The following is a 17,213-nucleotide window of genomic DNA, read 5'->3' on the forward strand; positions in this document are numbered from 1 at the left end:
GGTCAGCGCCCGGTTCAGTACTGGGCCAATGCCGCGCGCAGGCGCTCCTTGAGCTTGTCGCGCAAGGCGGCGGGCGATTCGACCTTGACGTCGGCGCCGTGGCGCAGCAGGTCCATCAGCAGTTCGTTGTCTTCGCCGTAGGGCAGGCGCATGCGCAGGCGGCCGTTGGCGAGCATTTCGGTTTCCTGGCGCGGGTGCCATTGCTCGTGCGCAACCCACTGGGCCGCGTCGGCGCTGAACAGCAGCGAGGCGGTGCGCAGCGCCTTGCCGCCGTAGATGCCGTAGCCGGCGTCCAGTTCGGCCTCGACCGTCTTCAGGCCGACGTCCTTGGCGCGGTTGGGCAGCAACTCGGCACTGCGGAAGGCGTCGAGCGCGAAGCGGCGCAGGCCGTCGCTCTGGTGGCACCAGGCGTCCAGGTACCAGGTGTTGCGGTAGTGCACCAGGCGCTGGGGCGAGACGATGCGCTCGGACTCGGTGCGGGCGCTGCGCTTGTAGTAGGTCAGCTGCAGGCGTTGGCGCTGCAGCAGCGCGCTGGCGGTCAGCTCGAAGAAGCGGCCCGGCACCGGCCGACGCGCCGGGTTGACGACGCGCACGCGGCGCAGCAACTCGCGCGACTCGGCCGGCGTGCTGCCGAGCATGCCGTGGAGCTTGTCGAGCAACGGCTGCAGGTGGCGGCCCAGCGTGGCGCCAGCGTCCAGGCTGTCGATCAGCTGGTGCATGGTCAGCAGCGCGTGAATTTCTGACTCGCTGAACCAGACGCCGGGCAGCTCGTGGCTGACGTCGGCTTTGGCGCCGCGCTTGCCCTGAGGCTCGAAGCGGTAGCCGTTGCTTTCGCGGTGGTAGACGATGGGCACGGCCATGCGCGAGCGCAGGTATTCCAGATCACGCTTGAGGGTGGCGCGCGAGACTTCCAGCTCGGCCATCAAGGTGGCAAAACTGACCGAGCCACGCGACTTGATCAGGGTTTCGATCCGGTAGAAACGCTCGGTACGGTCCATGGCGTGCACTCCTCAAGGCTCAGGTAATGAGCTTGATGGTAGCGGGCGGCCCTCCCCCGCAGATGTGGGGCAGACCCCGCAAACACGCTCCCATGCACCCGCAACCGGGGTCTGGCCGGCGCTGTCGGAGGACTGCACATTCAAAAAACATTGGAATTCATCCGTTTCATGGCTCACGCCACGAGCCTGCCGGTCGCGAAACTGGCGGCACCGGTTGGGCAGGATGCCCGCTGCGATCAGGAGTTCACCATGGCCATCCGCGCGATCGATTCAGCTGCAGACAGCGACATCACCCACACCGGCTTCGAGCTGGGCTGGGACCACGCCCGCCATGGCTGCACGCCCCCGCCCGAACACCTGAGCACCGCCAGCCCGGTGCGCCAGGGCTGGGAAGCCGGGCGCGCCAGCTTCGGTACCCGGGTGCGCATGCCCAGCGCCAGCAGCCATCTGTGGCTCCAGTTACGCCTGCAAGCCTGGCTGCGGGGCCGCGCCTTCGACCTGCTGACGACCACGCCCAACTACCTGGGCCAGCTGGCCACCCGCTGCTGCCCGGTCACGCGCCTGGCCCTGACCTGCGGCGAGATGCTGCCGCCGCACGGCGTGCCCAGCGATGCAGTGATCAGCCGCATCTGCGATGACGCCGCCTACGCCGCCGGCAATCTGGCCACCGTGAGCCTGGCCACGGACGTGGCCAAGGCGGATCTGGCCTGGGACGACGCGCTGGTCTGCGCCCATGCGCTGCAAGCCAGCGGCGAGGACGCCATGGACGGGCTGGACGCCCAGGCCTGGCAGCGCCTGGGCGTGTTGATGTCGTTCGTGACGCCGCTGCCGCATGCGCAAGCCGCCGCCCTGCCGCTGCAGGTGCTGCCGCCCAACCGGCTGCACCTGCTCAACCCGATCCAGGGCTTGCAGGCGCTGGTGACGCAATGGCTGCTGCACAGCGGCTGGAGCAGCCGGCTCTACCGGCTGCAGACCTTGCTGCCGAACGCAGCGCTGGCCGAGGACCTGCAACGGTTTTTCATGGCGCTGCTGGTGCGCTCATCAGCCCCGGGAGAACGCCAGCCCGCCGGACTATTGCAGCGCCGCTGGGCTCTGGAAGACGCCTGGCAAGACGCCGAGGTCCTGCAGTTGTGGCAATGCTTCGCCCGCCAGCTGGACGCTGCAGATGTGCAGACGCTGCTGTCGAACGCGACTGCAGACGGACTGACGTCGCAACGGGTGCTGGTGCACAGCGACGAGCAGGCCATCGACGGCTGGCAGCTTGAGACGCGCGGCTACTTTCACGCCAGCCGTGAGAATGGCAGCCGACATGGCCTCGTCCGACCGCTCTCGCCCCTCCTTGCGCTCCCAATCGCCCAGCTTCATTGCCATCCATGCTGAAGCCCCGCCCAAGCCGGCCTGGGGCGAGCCCTGCAATGGCTGCGGCGTGTGCTGCCTGAGCGAGCCATGCCCCGTCGGCATGCTGATCAGCCGCAAGCGGCGCGGCCGCTGCGATGCGCTGGTGTGGAACCCGCAGGACCAGCGCTACCGCTGCGGGCTGCTGGCGACACAGGATCAACCTCCGGGCGGATTCCCGAAATTCATGCAACCCATGCTGCAACGCTGGGCGCGGCGCTGGATTGCAGCCGGTGTGGGCTGCGACTGCAATATCGAGCTGGAGTGAACCCCCAGGCCAGTGCGCGTCAAGCCGGTGGCGTAGCCCGCAGCTCGTCGACGGTATAGCCTTCACGCAACAGCGCTTCGCGCAGCCAGTCGGGCTGGGAGCCCTCGCCATCCCAGGTCAGACCGCTGATGGGATGCCGGTAGCGAATCGAGATCACTGGCGCCGGTGCACGGGGGCGCATCACCACGCCGCGCAACTCCTGCGGCTCGATCTGCCAGAAGTCCATCAATTTCCGGATCGTGCGGATGGCGGCCCGCTTTTCCGGGGTGTCGGCGTGAGCCGAATCGTCAGGGATCATGGTTTCAGGGCCATCGTGTGATGGGCAGGTCAAACAGGTGGATCAAGGGCATGAGGTCATTTCTGCGATGCATCGCGATTGACACGAATCGTCGCATAAGGTGGGGCCCGGTCTCGGGCGGGGTCCTTCAGCGCAGATCTGGTGGTCTCCAGGCGCACTGCGCTTCTGGCCTACAATAGTCTTTGACGGGCCTCCCCGCATGGGGGCGCGGTCAATCGGGTCAGGTCGGGAACGAAGCAGCCCTAGCCGATTGCCTTCAGTGCCGGGGTTCAGGCTCGTCACCCCCCTCACTTTTCTGGCCTGCCACCACGATTCAGCTGGGGCGCAAGGTCAGGTGCTTCTCGAGTTTGGCTCGGGCCAGCGCAAGAATCTCCTTCAAGCTTTCAGGTGATGTGCCCAGGACCTTGGCATAGCGCCCCGCCACGAGCGCCAGCGAACGTGCTTGCGCAGCAGCCGGCTGCTGGCTGAAGGCACCCAGCGCCTCATTGGCGCAACTGGCGACCACGCGCATCCAGCCTCCAGCGGCCAAGGGCACACGCACGGTTTGTTCCAGCGGCAGAGGCTGCATCATGTCCTGAACCGATTCGTCCAGACCCCAATGGCGCGCCACGGCATGCGCCAGCGAGGACAGATCCACCCCCAGCACGGCCATGGCGGCAGCGTCTTCGCTCAAGCCGGGGGTGGGCCGCTCGCCGGCCTCGACTGCCGGCACAGACTGCATCAGCGTGGTGATTTGCGCGGCCTCGTCCGGAAAGTGGTACGCCGCCAGCAGGCGCCCCAGGTGCTGGAGTTGCGCGGCGAGCAGCGAGCCCTCGGCATCCAGCCCGGCAGGCGCCAGAAACTCGGCCATGTGCCCGGCCAGACAGGCGCGCTTGATCAGGCGGTCCAGCACAGGCGCAGCCGCTTCGCTCAGTGGTCCGGGCCAGCTGCGCAGCGCAGCTGCCGCGTTGCGAACTCCGCTGATGCCGATGAGCTGGATCGCCCGCCGCACCGTGGTGACGCCGTCGTCGCTGGCTCGCCCGAACTGGGCCGAATTGACGCTGCGCAACAGCTCGAACGACAGCGCAGGGTCTTGCAGGATGACGTCGGTAAGGTCGTCCAGCCGCTGCGTTTCCATGCGGGCGACCTGCGACAGGCGCTGCGCCAGGCCAGGCCGGGCCGGCAGGTGTCCGACGCTGCGCAGCCGATCAACCAGCAAGGCCAACGGCCCGCCTCGATCGCTCGACTGCACCTGCAGCCAGCCCGACAACGCACGCTCCAGACTGCGCGCGCCCAGATAGCGCCGATGCGCGTGGCGGTCGACAGAACGGTTGACGATGGCGCGCAGGGCTTCGGGCACCGGCTGCGGCAAGGCCCAGGGCAGGCGCACGATGTCATGGCTGAGGCGCACCACGGCTGTCGGCAAATCCGGCTCATCCAGCGCAGGCGACTGCGAGACCAGGCGATAGAGCAGCAGCCCCATGGCGCGCAAATCGCGCTCACAGGCATCGCGCTGCTGTCGCAGGGAGTCGGCCTCAGGTGCGGCAGACAGCGCGTCGGGCAGGGCTTCGACCAAGCCTGAGCCCCAGAGCAGAACATGGCCGCTTCGATCAAGGAGGAGGCTGTGCAGGCCAACGTCGCCATGAGACAAGCCTCCGTCATGCAGGCAGGCCAGACCTTGCAGGGCGTCGACGCACCAGCCAGCAGTTTCCGTCAACGGCGCGTGTGGCTGGCCGCCCGCAAGCCACTCCGACAGCGTCAGCGCACCCGGTGGGCGTTCGCACACCAGATAAGGCCAGAGCTCGTGCTGGCCGTGCTCCAGCACCGGCAGCAAGCGGGGATGGCTGACGCGTGCGGCCCGGCGCATGGCGTCCAGCACACGCTGCAGCGCTTGCGCATCGGCTGAGGCGTGGCGCGGCAGCATCAGCAGCACCTCCTGGCGACTGCGCGTATCGTGCGCTTGCCAGGCCATCGTGAGCGTGCTGCGGCCCAGCAACTGCCGCAGCACGAAACGGCCGAAACGGCGCAGGCCGCTCAGCCCTGCAGGCGGGCGAACTGGGGTGGCGGAAGAAGAAGACGGCGCGACAGCCATGACTCGGTGACGATCCAATGCGAGGAAAAGCGGATTCAAAACGATCAGTGAATCCAAGGGCTGCTGCTTCGTTTCATGCAGACAAGACTTGAGTTTGTCGCAGCCATGCCAAAATTATCAGACTCCACTACGGCAAATCAGCCGCAGTCCCCTTTCGACACGGAACACTCATGAGCAGCGACCTCATCAAACACATCTCCGACGCCTCCTTTGACGGCGACGTGATTCAGGCAGATCAGCCGGTGCTGGTGGATTATTGGGCCGAATGGTGCGGCCCCTGCAAGATGATCGCCCCCATCCTCGACGAAGTGGCCAAGGACTACAGCGGCCGCCTGCAGATCGCCAAGATGAACGTGGACGAGAACCGCGAAGTGCCGGCCAAGTTCGGCATCCGCGGCATCCCGACGCTGATGATTTTCAAGGGTGGCCAATTGGCGGCGACCAAGGTCGGCGCGCTGTCCAAAGCCCAATTGATCACCTTCATCGACGCGCACCTATAATTTCTGCAGAGTCGCAAGTTTCAAAGCGACTCCAGAAAACGCCACTGCGCGCCAACTGATAGATCCGGACTCTGAAAGCCGGTCATCCCACGCGCGCAGCGTCGGCCCTCTCCCCCTTCCTTGCAACCCATTTGACGGGATTGGTTCTGGTTGATCCCAGTGCAGGCAATTCTTGAATTTGCCTGCCCGATCACCAGAGAGAAGCCGACGGCCCCAGCGACACGGCTGGCACCGTGTCGCCCTGATACCCGGGTCCGCCCTCCATGCATCTTTCCGAACTCAAGGCTCAACACATCTCGGCACTCGTCCAGATGGCGGAGACGCTCGAAATCGAGGCCGCCAGTCGCCTGCGCAAGCAGGAACTGATGTTCGCGATCATGAAAAAGCGCGCCCGCCAGGGCGAGCAGATCTTTGGCGATGGTGTGCTTGAAGTCCTGCCGGACGGCTTCGGCTTTCTGCGCTCGCTCGACGCCAGTTTTCTGGCCAGCACCGACGACATCTACCTGTCGCCAAGCCAGATCCGCCGCTTCAACCTCCACACCGGCGACATGATCGAAGGTGAAGTGCGGGTGCCGAAAGACGGTGAACGCTACTTCGCGCTCGTCAAGGTCGACACCGTCAACGGCATGACCCCGGAGGAGAGCAAGAACAAGATCATGTTCGAGAACTTGACGCCGCTGTTCCCCAACGAACAGTTCAAGCTCGAACGCGACATCAAGAGCGAAGAGAACATCACCAACCGCATCATCGACCTGATCGCGCCGCTCGGCAAAGGCCAGCGCGCCCTGCTGGTGGCGCCGCCCAAGAGCGGCAAGACGGTCATGATGCAGCACCTGGCGCACTCGCTGGTGGCCAACCACCCGGACGTGCACCTGATCGTGCTGCTGGTCGACGAACGGCCTGAAGAAGTGACCGAAATGCAGCGCACCGTGCGCGGCGAGGTCATCTCCTCCACCTTCGACGAACCCGCAGCGCGTCACGTGCAGGTCGCCGAAATGGTGATCGAGCGCGCCAAGCGCCTGGTCGAGTTGCGCAAGGACGTGGTGATCTTGCTGGACTCCATCACCCGCCTGGCGCGTGCGTACAACAACGTGCTGCCCTCGTCGGGCAAGGTGCTGACCGGCGGTGTGGACGCCGGCGCGCTGCAGCGTCCCAAGCGCTTCTTCGGCGCGGCGCGCAATGTCGAGGAAGGTGGCTCGCTCACCATCATCGGCACCGCGCTGGTCGACACTGGCAGCCGCATGGACGAGGTGATCTACGAAGAATTCAAGGGCACCGGCAACTGCGAGATCCACCTGGACCGCCGCATGGCCGAGAAGCGCGTCTATCCGTCGATCCTGCTCAACAAGAGCGGCACGCGGCGCGAGGAGTTGCTGCTGAAGTCCGAGATCCTGCAAAAGACATGGATTCTTCGCAAGCTGCTCTACCCGATGGACGAGATCGAGGCGATGGAGTTCATTCTCGACAAGATGAAAGCCACCAAGAGCAACGTCGATTTCTTCGACCTGATGCGACGCGGCGGTTAAATCTGCGCGGCGAAAAGCTATAATTTTTGTTTTTCCGCTGTCTGAAAGTGCGTCACATGGTGTGACGTGGCTACAGGCATCACAGCGAGGTTCCAATGAAAGACGGCATTCACCCCAACTACCGCGACGTCTGCTTCGTCGATCTGTCCAACGGTTTCAAGTTCGTGACGCGTTCGTGCGCTCCGGCACGTGAAATGACCACGATGGAAGACGGCCGCGAGCTGCCGCTGTTCAAGCTGGAAACCACCAGCGAAACGCACCCGTTCTACACCGGCACGCAAAAGAGCGTGGACAGCCTGGGCGGTCGCGTCGAGAAGTTCCGCAACAAGTTCAAGGTTGGCGCTCACCTCACCAAGAAGTGAGCCTTCCAGGCCCTTGCGACAAGAAGGCAGCTCCGGCTGCCTTTTTTTCTTTCTGAATCGCCCACGCTCAAGCCATGCTCAATCCGGCCCTGGTCACGCAACGCGCTGCGCAACGCCTGCCGCGTCTGGCGCTGCTGATTTTCTGCGCCGCCTACGTGCTGCCCGGCATCTTCGGCCGCGCGCCCTGGAAGAACGCCGACATCACGGCGGTCGGCTACATGCTCGGTCTGGCGCGTGGCGAATCGTCGTGGCTGAGTCCCAGCATCGCCGGCTTGCCCGGAGACGGCAGCGTGCTGCCGTACTGGATCGGCGCGTTCAGCATCCGGCTGCTGGACGGCTGGCTGGAGCCGGCCTTGGCCGCTCGCCTGCCATTTGCCCTGCTGTTGATCGCCACCTTGGCGTTGCTCTGGTATGGCTGCTTTCACCTGGCGCGCACCGAGGCTGCCCAGCCGCTGGCCTTTGCCTTTGGTGGCGAGGCACAACCGGTGGACTACGCCCGCGCGATTGCCGATGGCGCCCTGCTCGGCCTGATCGCTTCGCTTGGCTTGCTGCAACTCGGCCATGAAACCACGCCCGAGCTGGTGCAGCTCACCGCCGTGGCGCTCTATCTCTATGGTTTGGCCGCAGCGCCCCATCGCGTCGGGCTGAGTCGCGCAGCAACGCTGTGCGCGCTGCCCATGCTGGCGGCCAGTGGTGCGGCCACCACGGCGGTGTTGATGGCGCTGGCGGGCACCGTGCTGGCTTTCCGGTCAACTGACGATCGCATTCGCGCCAGCCTGCCATGGATCATCGCCAGCGGCGTGATCGCAGCCGGTGTGGCCACCCTGCTGGACGCCTGGGTCTGGCGACTGGCGCCGGGCACGCAAGGCCTGGGGCTGCCCAAGCTGATGGCCTGGTTCTGCTGGCCGGTCTGGCCGCTGGCGGCCTGGACGGTGTGGCAGTGGCGCCGCCAACTCGGTGCGCGCCACCTGGCCATTCCGCTGGCGTCGATGGGCGTGGCGCTGCTGTCGAGCGTGGCCATGGGCGCCTCCGACCGTGCCCTGATGCTCGCCCTGCCCGCCATGGCCGTGCTGGCCGCCTTTGCGCTGCCCACGCTGCAGCGCAGCGTGAGCGCAGCCATTGACTGGTTCTCGGTCTTTTTCTTCAGCGTCTGCGCACTGGCAATCTGGGTCATCTACGTCGCGATGCAAACAGGCGTGCCACCCAAGCCCGCCGCCAACGTCGCCAAGCTGGCACCGGGGTTCGTCGCCCAGTTCAGCGCACCCGCCTTGCTGCTGGCGCTGGCGGGCAGCCTGGCGTGGATCTGGCTGGTGAGCTGGCGCACCGGGCGCCATCGCCCGGCGCTCTGGAAAAGCCTGGTACTGCCCGCCGGCGGCGTGGCGCTGAGTTGGCTGCTGCTGATGACGCTGTGGCTGCCGCTGCTCGACTACGCACGCAGCTACCAGCCCATGTTCGCGCGGCTGGCGCGCATCGTGCCTGCCAAGGCCTGCGTGCAGGCGCCCACGCTCAACCGGGCACAACTGGCGGCGATCAAGGTCTATACCGGCTGGAAAGTCCGGCTGGATGCTGCCGAAGCCAGCCCACAAGCCGGCGCACCCCGCTGCGACTGGCTGCTGGTCGAGCGTCGCGAGCCGCGCAACCAGCCAGCACCTGCCTCGGTCAGTGCGCCAGAGGGGTGGCGCTTTGTGGCGCGGGTTCAGCGTCCGGCTGATCGGGTCGAGACGATTTATATCTACCGCCGTCAGCCGTAATGCGCATGCGGTTGGCCGGAAAGACGATGCGGAAGAGCGAGCCGCGACCCGGCTCGCTCTCGATCTGAAGCTCGGCGCCGTGGCGTTGCACCACGTGCTTGACGATCGACAGCCCCAGCCCTGTGCCGCCCGTTTCACGTGAACGGCTGCCATCGACGCGGTAGAAACGCTGCGTCAGACGGGGAATGTGCTCACGCCCGATGCCGATGCCGGTGTCACGCACTTCAAAACACGCCTGCCCATCGGCACGGTTCGACCAAGACACCTCAATGCGCCCGCCTTCTGGCGTGTAGCGCACCGCGTTGCTGGTCAGATTGATGAGGGCGGACAGCAACTCGCTCTGGCTGCCGGCAATCTGTGCGCCCTGCGCTTCGATGGCCGCCACGTCCGGGAAGGACAGCACATGGCGCTCCTGGGACAGCCCCCGACCTTCAACCTCAATCTGCCGCAGCAGCGCGCCCACACCCAACCACTGATCGGCCGCCGGGCGCGGACTGCCCTCCAGTTGCGCCAGTGTCAGCAGATCGGACACCAGGCCTTGCATGCGCTGCGCCTGCTGCGTCATCAGGCTGAGCACGCGCTGGCGCTCGGACTCCGTCAGCGGCAGGTTGACCATGGTTTCCACGAAGCCTGCCAGCACCGTCAGCGGCGTGCGGATTTCATGCGACACGTTGGCCACGAAGTCACGCCGCATCGCCTCGGCCTGCAGGCGCTCGGTCACGTCCTGGGTCAGCACCAGCTTGAGGTCACCCGCGTAGGCGCGCAGCAGCACCTGCAGCGTGCGCCCGGTGTGGTGGTCGACGACACTGACCGGCTCATCGGTCGGCGCGCCATGAAACAGGGACACGAATGCCGGCGACCGGACCAGGTTGGTCACGCGCTGGCCGCGGTCGCGCTCGCGGTTGAGGCCGAAATGGTCGGCAGCCACCGAATTGCACCAGCTGATCTGCTCGTCGGCATCGAGCAGCAGCACACCATTGGGCGAGGCTTCGATGGCCGACAGAAACTCGCCCAGCCGCTCTTGCTCGATCAACAGCGCGCGGTCACGAAACGCCAGCGCCCGCTCGACGCGGTAGCCTATCTCACCCCAGAAACCACGGTGGCGCGGCGCGCCGCTGGCCTGATTGCTGCGCAGCCAGCGCATCAGCGCCAGGCCCCGCCAGGCGTCGCCCAGCAGCGCCAGCAGCACGCCTGCGCTGGCGCCGATCCAGGTTCCCAGCACGGGAGCCGCGCCGGCTTGGCCAACAAGGTAGCCCAGCAGTGCACCCAGCGTCATCAGCAGCACGGCCAGGAGCCAGCGCCCCAGTATCAGACCCATGGCACAGGCTTCAGGCCGCAGCCGATGTCACGGCAGAACAGGTCAGGCGGTAGCCCACCCCGCGCACGGTCTCGATCATCTGCGAGCACTGCACCGGCGCCAGCGACTCGCGCAGGCGCTTGACGTGGACATCGACGGTGCGCTCTTCAATGAAGACGTGGTCACCCCAGACCCGGTCGAGCAACTGGGCGCGGCTGTGCACGCGCTCAGGATGGGTCATGAAGAAATGCAGCAGGCGGAACTCGGTCGGGCCAACGCGCAGTTCTTCACCATCGCGCGAGACCCGGCGCGTGGCCGGATCGAGCCGCAGGCTGCCGACCTCGACCGCGCTGTCGAGCGACTCCGGCGCACGCCGACGCAGCACGGCACGGATACGCGCCAGCAACTCGCCGGTGGAAAACGGCTTGGTCAGGTAGTCGTCCGCGCCCGCGTCCAGGCCCTGCACCTTATCGGCCTCTTCGGCCCGGGCCGTGAGCATGATGATGGGCAGGTCGCGCGTGCGCGCTGCCGCCCGCCACTGCCGCGCCAGCGCCATGCCGGACGAGCCCGGCAGCATCCAGTCCAGCAACACCAGATTGGGCAACACGGCATCAACCGCCGCCTGGGCCTGCTCGGCGGTGGCGGCCATCGTCACCTCGAAGCCGGCGTGGCGCAGGTTGATGGAAATCAGCTCTGCGATCGCCAACTCGTCTTCAACGACCAGGACGCGGGTGCTCATTTGACGATCGACTCGATCGTCGACATCGGGTTGTGACGCACGTCGGTGCCCTTGACGATGTAGATCACCTGCTCGGCCAGGTTCTTGGCGTGGTCGCCCACGCGCTCGATCGCCTTGGCCACGAACACCATGTCGATCGACGCCGAAATCGTGCGCGGATCTTCCATCATGTAGGTGATGAGCTTGCGCATCAGGCCGTCGAACTCGGCATCGATCTGGTCGTCGTGCTTGATGACCTGCAGCGCCTGCTCGGCGTCGAGCCGGGCGAAGGCATCGAGCGCGCGGCGCAGCGAACCGGTCGCCAGGCTGGACTCGAACTCCACGTCCGACATCGGCAGGCGGATGCGGCTGGTCACGCCGCCGTTGATCATGCGCTCGGCGGTGCGGGCGATGCGGGCAGCCTCGTCGCCGACGCGCTCCAAGTTGCCGATAGTCTTGGACACCGCGATCAGCAGGCGCAGGTCACGTGCCGTGGGCTGGCGCCGGGCGATGATGGTCGACAGTTCGCGGTCGATGTCGATCTCAAGCTGGTTGACGCGGATTTCAGTGGCGATCACCTGCGCGGCCACCTCGCTGTTGGCGTGCACCAGCGCGTAGACCGCCTGGACGACCTGCGCTTCGACCATGCCGCCCATTTCAAGCACGCGGGTGGAGATGCTGCTCAGTTCGGAGTCGAACTGGCTGGAGAGATGTTTGTCCATGATCAGATCCTTCGTTGAGGCTTACAGGCGTTCAGGCTGAGCAGATCAGCCGAAGCGCCCGGTGATGTAGTCCTCGGTTTCCTTGCGCTGCGGCTTGGTGAAGATGTCGTTGGTCGCGCTGAACTCGATCAGGTCACCCAGGTACATGTAGGCGGTGTAGTCCGAGCTGCGCGCGGCCTGCTGCATGTTGTGGGTGACGATGACGACGGTGTAGTCGTTCTTGAGTTCGTCGATCAGCTCTTCGACCTTGCCGGTCGAGATCGGGTCGAGCGCCGAGCACGGCTCGTCGAGCAGCAGCACTTCGGGCTTGATCGCGATGCCGCGTGCAATGCACAGCCGCTGCTGCTGGCCGCCGGAGAGGCCGGAGCCGCTCTGGTCGAGCTTGTCCTTGACCTCGTTCCAGAGCGCGGCTTTCTTGAGCGCCCACTCGACGCGCTCGTCCATCTCGACGCGCGGCAGGCGCTCGAACAGGCGCACGCCGAAGGCGATGTTGTCGTAGATCGACATCGGGAACGGCGTCGGCTTCTGGAACACCATGCCGACGCGGGCGCGCAGCAGCGAGACATCTTCCTTGCTGCTCAGGATGTCGCTGCCGTCGACCAGGATCTGGCCTTCGGCGCGCTGCTCGGGGTAGAGCTCGAACATGCGGTTCAAGGTCCGCAGCAGCGTCGACTTGCCGCAACCCGACGGGCCGATGAAGGCGGTGACCTTCTTCTCGGGGATGTCGAGGTTGATGTTCTTCAGCGCATGGAAATGGCCGTAGTAGAAGTTGAGGTTGCGAACCGAGATCTTCATCTTCTCGGTGGCGGGGAACTGAACCTTGGCGTCCATGAATCTTGTTCCTTGAATCAATGCTTGTTGCGCAGGAAGGTCCGCGCGATCACATTCAGCGCGAGCACACCCATGGTGATGAGGAAAACCCCGGCCCAGGCCAGCTTCTGCCAGTTCTCGTAGGGACTCATCGCGAACTTGAAGATGATGACCGGCAGGCTGGCCATCGGCGCAGACAGGTCGGAGGTCCAGAACTGGTTGGACAGCGCGGTGAACAGCAGCGGCGCCGTTTCGCCCGAGATGCGCGCAATCGCCAGCAGCACCCCTGTGATGACACCGGCCCGAGCCGACTTGAGCGTGATGGCCGAAATCACCTTCCACTTGGGTGTGCCCAGCGCGTAGGCCGCTTCACGCAGCGCGTTGGGAATCAGGCTGAGCATGTTCTCGGTGGTGCGGATGACCACCGGAATCACGATCAGCGCCAGCGCCAGCACGCCTGCAAAGCCCGAGAAGCTCTTGTAGCGCACCACCCAGACCGAGTAGATGAACAGGCCGATGACGATCGACGGCGCCGACAGCAGGATGTCATTGATGAAGCGCGTCGCCCGACCCAGCCAGTTGCTGTGACCGTACTCGACCAGGTAGACGCCAGCCAGCACCCCGATCGGCGTACCGAGCAAGGTGGCGAGCGTCACCATCATCAGCGAGCCCAGGATGGCGTTGGCCAGGCCACCGACCTCCGCCTGCGGCGGCGGCGTCATCTCGGTGAACAGCGCAAAGCTCATGCCGCCGATGCCCAGCCGAACCGTCTCGAACAGGATCCACAGCAGCCAGAACACGCCGAACACCATCGCGGCCAGGGCCAGCGTCAGCGCCACCGCGTTGATCAGCTTGCGCTGGCGATAGCGCGCCAGACGAGTCGCATTCATTGCAGCAGCACTCATCAACGACCCTCCCCTTTCTTGAGTTGCGCCAGCAACACCTTGGACAAGGTGAGCACCACAAAGGTGATGAAGAACAACACCAGGCCGAGATAGATCAGCGAAGCCTGATGCAGGCCTTCGGAGGCTTCAGCAAATTCATTCGCCAGCGCCGAGGTGATGCTGTTGGCCGCCTCGAACACCGACAACGAATCCAGTTGGTTCTGGTTGCCGATGACGAACGTCACCGCCATCGTCTCGCCCAGCGCGCGCCCCAGGCCCAGCATGATGCCGCCGATCACACCCGACTTGGTGTAGGGCAGCACCACCTTGGAAACCACCTCCCAGGTGGTGGAACCCAGGCCGTAGGCAGATTCCTTGAGCATGACGGGCGTCACCTCGAACACATCGCGCATCACCGACGCAATGAACGGAATGATCATGATGGCCAGAATGATGCCCGCCGGCAGGATGCCCAGACCCACGGGTGGTCCGGAAAACAAGGCACCGAACAAAGGCACGCCCTTGAACATGGCCTGCAGCGGCTGCTGCACGTACTCCGCCAGCAGCGGCCCGAACACCATCAGGCCCCACATGCCGTAGACGATCGACGGCACGGCTGCGAGCAATTCCACCGCAATGCCCAGCGGGCGCTTGAGCCAGGCGGGCGACAGTTCGGTCAGGAAAAGTGCAATGCCGAAACTCACCGGCACCGCGATCAGCAGCGCGATGAACGAAGTCATCAACGTGCCGTAGATCATCACCAGACCGCCGTAGCTGTTCTGGACCGGATCCCACTCCGTGCGCCAAAGGAATGACAGACCGTATTCGCGGATGGCCGGCATCGCGCCGATCACCAGCGAACCGATGATGCCCACCAGCAGTGCCAGCGTCAGCCAAGCGGCTGCCTGCGCCGCAAAGGCAAACAGGGTGTCAGCCCAGGGCATGCGCACCACGCCACGCGGCCCGCCGGAGCCCGTGGCCTGATCTGGGCGGCGTTGGACGTCGTCCTGCCCTGCGACAGGGGAAATAGCAGCCACATTAGCTCCTGCTCAAAAAAAGGGCGCTTGCGCGCCCGGTTGATCGCGGGGGATCAGAGGTTTACTTGTAGGCAACAGCCTTGCCGCTGGCGTCTTTCAGCTCGCCCCACTGCTTGCGCACCAGGGTTTTGACCGCATCGGGCAATGCCACGTATTCCAAGTCAGACGCCATTTTGTCGCCATTGGCGTAGGACCACTCAAAAAACTTCAGCGTCGCGCTGCCTTGGACAGGCTTGTCCTGCAGTTTGTGCATCAGGATGAAGGTGGCACCCGTCAGCGGCCAGGCGTCCTTGCCGGGCTGCTCGGTCAGCACTTGGTAGAAGGTCTTGTTCCAGTCGGCACCGGCCGCTGCTGCCTTGAAGTTGGCGTCGTCCGGCGCAACGAACTGGCCAGCCTGGTTCTTCATCAGAACGAAAGACATCTTGTTCTGCTTGGCGTAGGCGTACTCGACATACCCGATCGAGTTGGGCAGGCGCTGCACATAGGCAGACACGCCTTCATTGCCCTTGCCACCCGCACCCGTGGGCCACTTCACGGCCGTGCCTTCGCCGACGGTCGACTTCCACTCGGCGTTGACCTTGGAGAGGTAGTTGGTGAAGATGAAGCTGGTGCCTGAGCCGTCAGCGCGACGCACCACGGTGATCTCGGCGTCCGGCAGTGCCACGCCTGCGTTCAGGCTGGCGATCGCGGCATCATTCCACTTGGTGACTTTGCCCAGATAGATATCGCCCAGCACCTGGCCGGTGAGCTTGAGCTGACCCGGCTGCAGACCCTTGACGTTGATCACAGGCACCACGCCGCCGATCACGGTGGGGAACTGGACCAGTCCACCCTTGGCCAGCTCATCATCCTTGAGCGGCATGTCGGACGCGCCGAAGTCGACCGTCTTGGAGTTGATCTGCTTGATGCCGGCACCCGAACCCACCGATTGGTAGTTGATGCGTGCCGAGGTGACCTTGTTGTAGGCATCCGCCCACTTGGCATACAGCGGTGCGGGGAACGTGGCACCAGCGCCCGTCACGTCGTCAGCAGCAGTAGCCCAGCCCGTCAGACCCGTCAACGATACGGCCACCAGGACCGGCTTCCAATTGCTCAGCTTCATCTAAAGCCCTTTCATGCTTGCCACGGCAGGTTTGCCGACAAGACAGACTCTAGTGATGAATTGTGACAATGAAGTGACATATATGACAGCGAGTGGGCGCTGTCACATGGCGTGGCCCGGTTGGCTCGAGGGGATCAGCCCTTGACCGCAGCCTCGGCCAGGCGTTCGGCGCAGGCCAGCGCCTGGGTGCTGTCACGGGCTTCGACCATCACGCGCAGGAGCGGCTCGGTGCCCGAAGCCCGAATCAGCACGCGCCCGGCCTGGCCCAACTCGGCCGTGATGCGCGCCTGGGTTTCCGCCAGCAGCGTGTTGGTACGCCAGTCCTGGCCCGGCGCCAGCCGTACGTTGATGAGCGTCTGCGGGAACAGCGTCACGCCGGCCAGCATCTCGCTCAGGCTGAGCCCGTTGCGCTGCTGTGCCTGCAGCACCTGCAGGGCGCTGACGATGCCGTCACCCGTGGTGTGCCGGTCCAGCGCGAGCAGGTGGCCGGAGCCTTCGCCGCCGAGCTGCCAGCCGCGCTTGCTGAGTTCTTCAAGCACATAGCGATCGCCGACCTTGGCGCGCACGAACTCGACGCCACGCTCCTGCAACGCCACTTCGACCGCCATATTGGTCATGAGCGTGCCGACCGCACCCGGCACCGGCTCGCCCTGCGCCAGACGGTCGGCCACCATCACGTAGAGCAGTTCGTCGCCGTTGTAGAGGCGGCCAGCCCCGTCCACGATCTGCAGGCGGTCCGCATCGCCATCCAGCGCAATGCCATAGTCGGCGCCATGCTCGTGCACGGCAGCGACCAGCGCTTCAGGCTCGGTAGCACCGACACCGTCGTTGATGTTGAAACCGTCCGGATCGCAGCCGATGCGGACCACGTCGGCCCCCAACTCATGGAACACGCTGGGCGCGACCTGATACGCAGCACCGTGGGCCGCGTCGACGACGATCTTCAGGCCCTTGAGCGACAGGTCGTTGGAGAAGGTCGATTTGCAGAACTCGATGTAGCGCCCGGCCGCATCATTCAGACGGCGCGCGCGGCCCAGCGTGCGGGAGTCGGCCCACTGGGGAGCGGCCTCCAAAGCGGCTTCGACCTCCAACTCCCAGGCGTCCGACAATTTTTCGCCACGCGCCGAGAAGAACTTGATGCCATTGTCGCCATACGGGTTGTGCGACGCGCTGATCACCACACCCAGACTCAGGCGCAGGGCACGCGTCAGGTAGGCCACGCCCGGCGTGGGCAACGGCCCGGTCAGCATCACATCGACGCCCGCGGAGTTCAGGCCTGCTTCCAACGCGGACTCCAGCATGTAGCCGGAAATGCGCGTGTCCTTGCCGATCAGCACGGTCGGCCGCTCGTGCGTGCCGCGCAGCACACGGCCTACAGCGTGACCCAGCCTCAGGACAAAGTCCGGCGTGATCGGGCTGACGCCCACGGCGCCACGGATGCCATCGGTGCCGAAGTACTTTCTGCTCATGCTGT

17 protein-coding genes and 1 other RNA gene are annotated in these 17,213 nt (G+C 65.2%); 7 read left to right on the forward strand and 11 right to left on the reverse strand.

The features are described 5' to 3' along the window. Nucleotides 1–14: 14 nt before the first annotated feature. Nucleotides 15–998 carry a helix-turn-helix transcriptional regulator gene (locus tag AC5IG3_RS04670; protein ID WP_491905144.1) on the reverse strand — a complete coding sequence of 328 codons (984 nt, stop codon included), beginning with the start codon at nt 996–998 and terminating at the stop codon, nt 15–17. A 249-nt stretch (nt 999–1,247) separates the two neighbouring features. On the opposite strand from AC5IG3_RS04670, the gene AC5IG3_RS04675 reads away from it, so the two are divergent. Then, nucleotides 1,248–2,378: a hypothetical protein gene (locus AC5IG3_RS04675; RefSeq protein WP_491905145.1), complete on the forward strand. Its 1,131-nt coding sequence runs from the start codon at nt 1,248–1,250 to the stop codon at nt 2,376–2,378. Continuing rightward, a complete protein-coding gene (locus AC5IG3_RS04680; protein WP_491905146.1) occupies nt 2,338–2,661 on the forward strand; it encodes a hypothetical protein in 324 nt (107 codons plus the stop codon). Before AC5IG3_RS04675 ends, AC5IG3_RS04680 begins: the two co-directional genes overlap by 41 nt. 19 nt (nt 2,662–2,680) lie before the next feature. Here AC5IG3_RS04680 and AC5IG3_RS04685 read toward each other — a convergent pair whose 3' ends face one another. Next, on the reverse strand, nt 2,681–2,959 hold the full coding sequence (locus AC5IG3_RS04685) for an H-NS family nucleoid-associated regulatory protein (RefSeq protein WP_491905147.1): 279 nt from the start codon (nt 2,957–2,959) through the stop codon (nt 2,681–2,683). Nucleotides 2,960–3,143: 184 nt separating this feature from the next. Here AC5IG3_RS04685 and ffs point away from each other — a divergent pair. Next, nucleotides 3,144–3,242: signal recognition particle sRNA small type (gene ffs / locus AC5IG3_RS04690), an RNA gene on the forward strand. A 30-nt stretch (nt 3,243–3,272) separates the two neighbouring features. Here the strand turns inward: ffs and AC5IG3_RS04695 are convergent. Next, the gene (locus AC5IG3_RS04695; RefSeq protein WP_491905148.1) at nt 3,273–5,030 is read right to left on the reverse strand and encodes an HDOD domain-containing protein; all 1,758 of its coding nucleotides are present in this window, start codon (nt 5,028–5,030) and stop codon (nt 3,273–3,275) included. A gap of 170 nt (nt 5,031–5,200) precedes the next feature. On the opposite strand from AC5IG3_RS04695, the gene trxA reads away from it, so the two are divergent. The 4 genes from trxA (at nt 5,201) to AC5IG3_RS04715 (ending at nt 9,169) form a co-directional block, all read left to right on the forward strand. Further along, complete coding sequence (trxA, locus tag AC5IG3_RS04700) at nt 5,201–5,530, forward strand: thioredoxin TrxA (protein WP_491905149.1); 330 nt, start codon at nt 5,201–5,203, stop codon at nt 5,528–5,530. A 263-nt stretch (nt 5,531–5,793) separates the two neighbouring features. Further along, nucleotides 5,794–7,056 carry a transcription termination factor Rho gene (gene rho, locus AC5IG3_RS04705; protein ID WP_491905150.1) on the forward strand — a complete coding sequence of 421 codons (1,263 nt, stop codon included), beginning with the start codon at nt 5,794–5,796 and terminating at the stop codon, nt 7,054–7,056. 95 nt (nt 7,057–7,151) lie between these two features. Then, nucleotides 7,152–7,418: a type B 50S ribosomal protein L31 gene (locus AC5IG3_RS04710; RefSeq protein WP_491905151.1), complete on the forward strand. Its 267-nt coding sequence runs from the start codon at nt 7,152–7,154 to the stop codon at nt 7,416–7,418. A gap of 74 nt (nt 7,419–7,492) precedes the next feature. After that, nucleotides 7,493–9,169: a glycosyltransferase family protein gene (locus AC5IG3_RS04715; protein ID WP_491905152.1), complete on the forward strand. Its 1,677-nt coding sequence runs from the start codon at nt 7,493–7,495 to the stop codon at nt 9,167–9,169. Here the strand turns inward: AC5IG3_RS04715 and phoR are convergent. The 8 genes from phoR to glmM all read right to left on the reverse strand — a co-directional run bounded on the left by phoR (nt 9,078) and on the right by glmM (nt 17,208). Beyond that, nucleotides 9,078–10,487 (reverse strand): phosphate regulon sensor histidine kinase PhoR, encoded by a 1,410-nt coding sequence (gene phoR / locus AC5IG3_RS04720; RefSeq protein WP_491905153.1) that lies wholly within the window; start codon nt 10,485–10,487, stop codon nt 9,078–9,080. The two genes, AC5IG3_RS04715 and phoR, sit on opposite strands and share 92 nt — an antisense overlap. A 10-nt stretch (nt 10,488–10,497) precedes the next feature. Continuing rightward, nucleotides 10,498–11,205 (reverse strand): phosphate regulon transcriptional regulator PhoB, encoded by a 708-nt coding sequence (gene phoB / locus AC5IG3_RS04725; protein ID WP_491905154.1) that lies wholly within the window; start codon nt 11,203–11,205, stop codon nt 10,498–10,500. Further along, entirely contained in the window at nt 11,202–11,909 is a 708-nt protein-coding gene (gene phoU, locus AC5IG3_RS04730; protein WP_491905283.1) for a phosphate signaling complex protein PhoU, read from the reverse strand. Before phoU ends, phoB begins: the two co-directional genes overlap by 4 nt. 42 nt (nt 11,910–11,951) lie before the next feature. Continuing rightward, a complete protein-coding gene (gene pstB / locus AC5IG3_RS04735; protein WP_491905155.1) occupies nt 11,952–12,737 on the reverse strand; it encodes a phosphate ABC transporter ATP-binding protein PstB in 786 nt (261 codons plus the stop codon). A gap of 17 nt (nt 12,738–12,754) precedes the next feature. After that, complete coding sequence (pstA, locus tag AC5IG3_RS04740; RefSeq protein WP_491905156.1) at nt 12,755–13,621, reverse strand: phosphate ABC transporter permease PstA; 867 nt, start codon at nt 13,619–13,621, stop codon at nt 12,755–12,757. Next, nucleotides 13,621–14,544, reverse strand: coding sequence for a phosphate ABC transporter permease subunit PstC (gene pstC / locus AC5IG3_RS04745; RefSeq protein ID WP_491905284.1), 924 nt, complete (start codon nt 14,542–14,544; stop codon nt 13,621–13,623). The genes pstA and pstC overlap by 1 nt, the downstream gene beginning before the upstream one ends. A 154-nt stretch (nt 14,545–14,698) precedes the next feature. Continuing rightward, complete coding sequence (gene pstS, locus AC5IG3_RS04750) at nt 14,699–15,739, reverse strand: phosphate ABC transporter substrate-binding protein PstS (RefSeq protein WP_491905157.1); 1,041 nt, start codon at nt 15,737–15,739, stop codon at nt 14,699–14,701. 134 nt (nt 15,740–15,873) lie between these two features. Continuing rightward, the gene (glmM, locus tag AC5IG3_RS04755; RefSeq protein ID WP_491905158.1) at nt 15,874–17,208 is read right to left on the reverse strand and encodes a phosphoglucosamine mutase; all 1,335 of its coding nucleotides are present in this window, start codon (nt 17,206–17,208) and stop codon (nt 15,874–15,876) included. Between the last annotated feature and the right edge of the window lie 5 nt (nt 17,209–17,213).

It is taken from the genome of Leptothrix sp. (in: b-proteobacteria) (genome assembly GCF_965250675.1).
Classification (GTDB): Bacteria; Pseudomonadota; Gammaproteobacteria; order Burkholderiales; family Burkholderiaceae_C; genus Sphaerotilus.

What these genes read in the sequence shown, in the direction of transcription:
- AC5IG3_RS04670 (WP_491905144.1), bottom strand. Translation starts at nt 998, where the DNA reads ATGGACCGTACCGAGCGTTTCTACCGGATCGAAACCCTGATCAAGTCG.
- AC5IG3_RS04675 (WP_491905145.1), top strand. Translation starts at nt 1,248, where the DNA reads ATGGCCATCCGCGCGATCGATTCAGCTGCAGACAGCGACATCACCCAC.
- AC5IG3_RS04685 (WP_491905147.1), bottom strand. Translation starts at nt 2,959, where the DNA reads ATGATCCCTGACGATTCGGCTCACGCCGACACCCCGGAAAAGCGGGCC.
- AC5IG3_RS04695 (WP_491905148.1), bottom strand. Translation starts at nt 5,030, where the DNA reads ATGGCTGTCGCGCCGTCTTCTTCTTCCGCCACCCCAGTTCGCCCGCCT.
- trxA (WP_491905149.1), top strand. Translation starts at nt 5,201, where the DNA reads ATGAGCAGCGACCTCATCAAACACATCTCCGACGCCTCCTTTGACGGC.
- rho (WP_491905150.1), top strand. Translation starts at nt 5,794, where the DNA reads ATGCATCTTTCCGAACTCAAGGCTCAACACATCTCGGCACTCGTCCAG.
- AC5IG3_RS04710 (WP_491905151.1), top strand. Translation starts at nt 7,152, where the DNA reads ATGAAAGACGGCATTCACCCCAACTACCGCGACGTCTGCTTCGTCGAT.
- AC5IG3_RS04715 (WP_491905152.1), top strand. Translation starts at nt 7,493, where the DNA reads ATGCTCAATCCGGCCCTGGTCACGCAACGCGCTGCGCAACGCCTGCCG.
- phoR (WP_491905153.1), bottom strand. Translation starts at nt 10,487, where the DNA reads ATGGGTCTGATACTGGGGCGCTGGCTCCTGGCCGTGCTGCTGATGACG.
- phoB (WP_491905154.1), bottom strand. Translation starts at nt 11,205, where the DNA reads ATGAGCACCCGCGTCCTGGTCGTTGAAGACGAGTTGGCGATCGCAGAG.
- pstB (WP_491905155.1), bottom strand. Translation starts at nt 12,737, where the DNA reads ATGGACGCCAAGGTTCAGTTCCCCGCCACCGAGAAGATGAAGATCTCG.
- pstA (WP_491905156.1), bottom strand. Translation starts at nt 13,621, where the DNA reads ATGAGTGCTGCTGCAATGAATGCGACTCGTCTGGCGCGCTATCGCCAG.
- pstC (WP_491905284.1), bottom strand. Translation starts at nt 14,544, where the DNA reads ATGCCCTGGGCTGACACCCTGTTTGCCTTTGCGGCGCAGGCAGCCGCT.
- pstS (WP_491905157.1), bottom strand. Translation starts at nt 15,739, where the DNA reads ATGAAGCTGAGCAATTGGAAGCCGGTCCTGGTGGCCGTATCGTTGACG.
- glmM (WP_491905158.1), bottom strand. Translation starts at nt 17,208, where the DNA reads ATGAGCAGAAAGTACTTCGGCACCGATGGCATCCGTGGCGCCGTGGGC.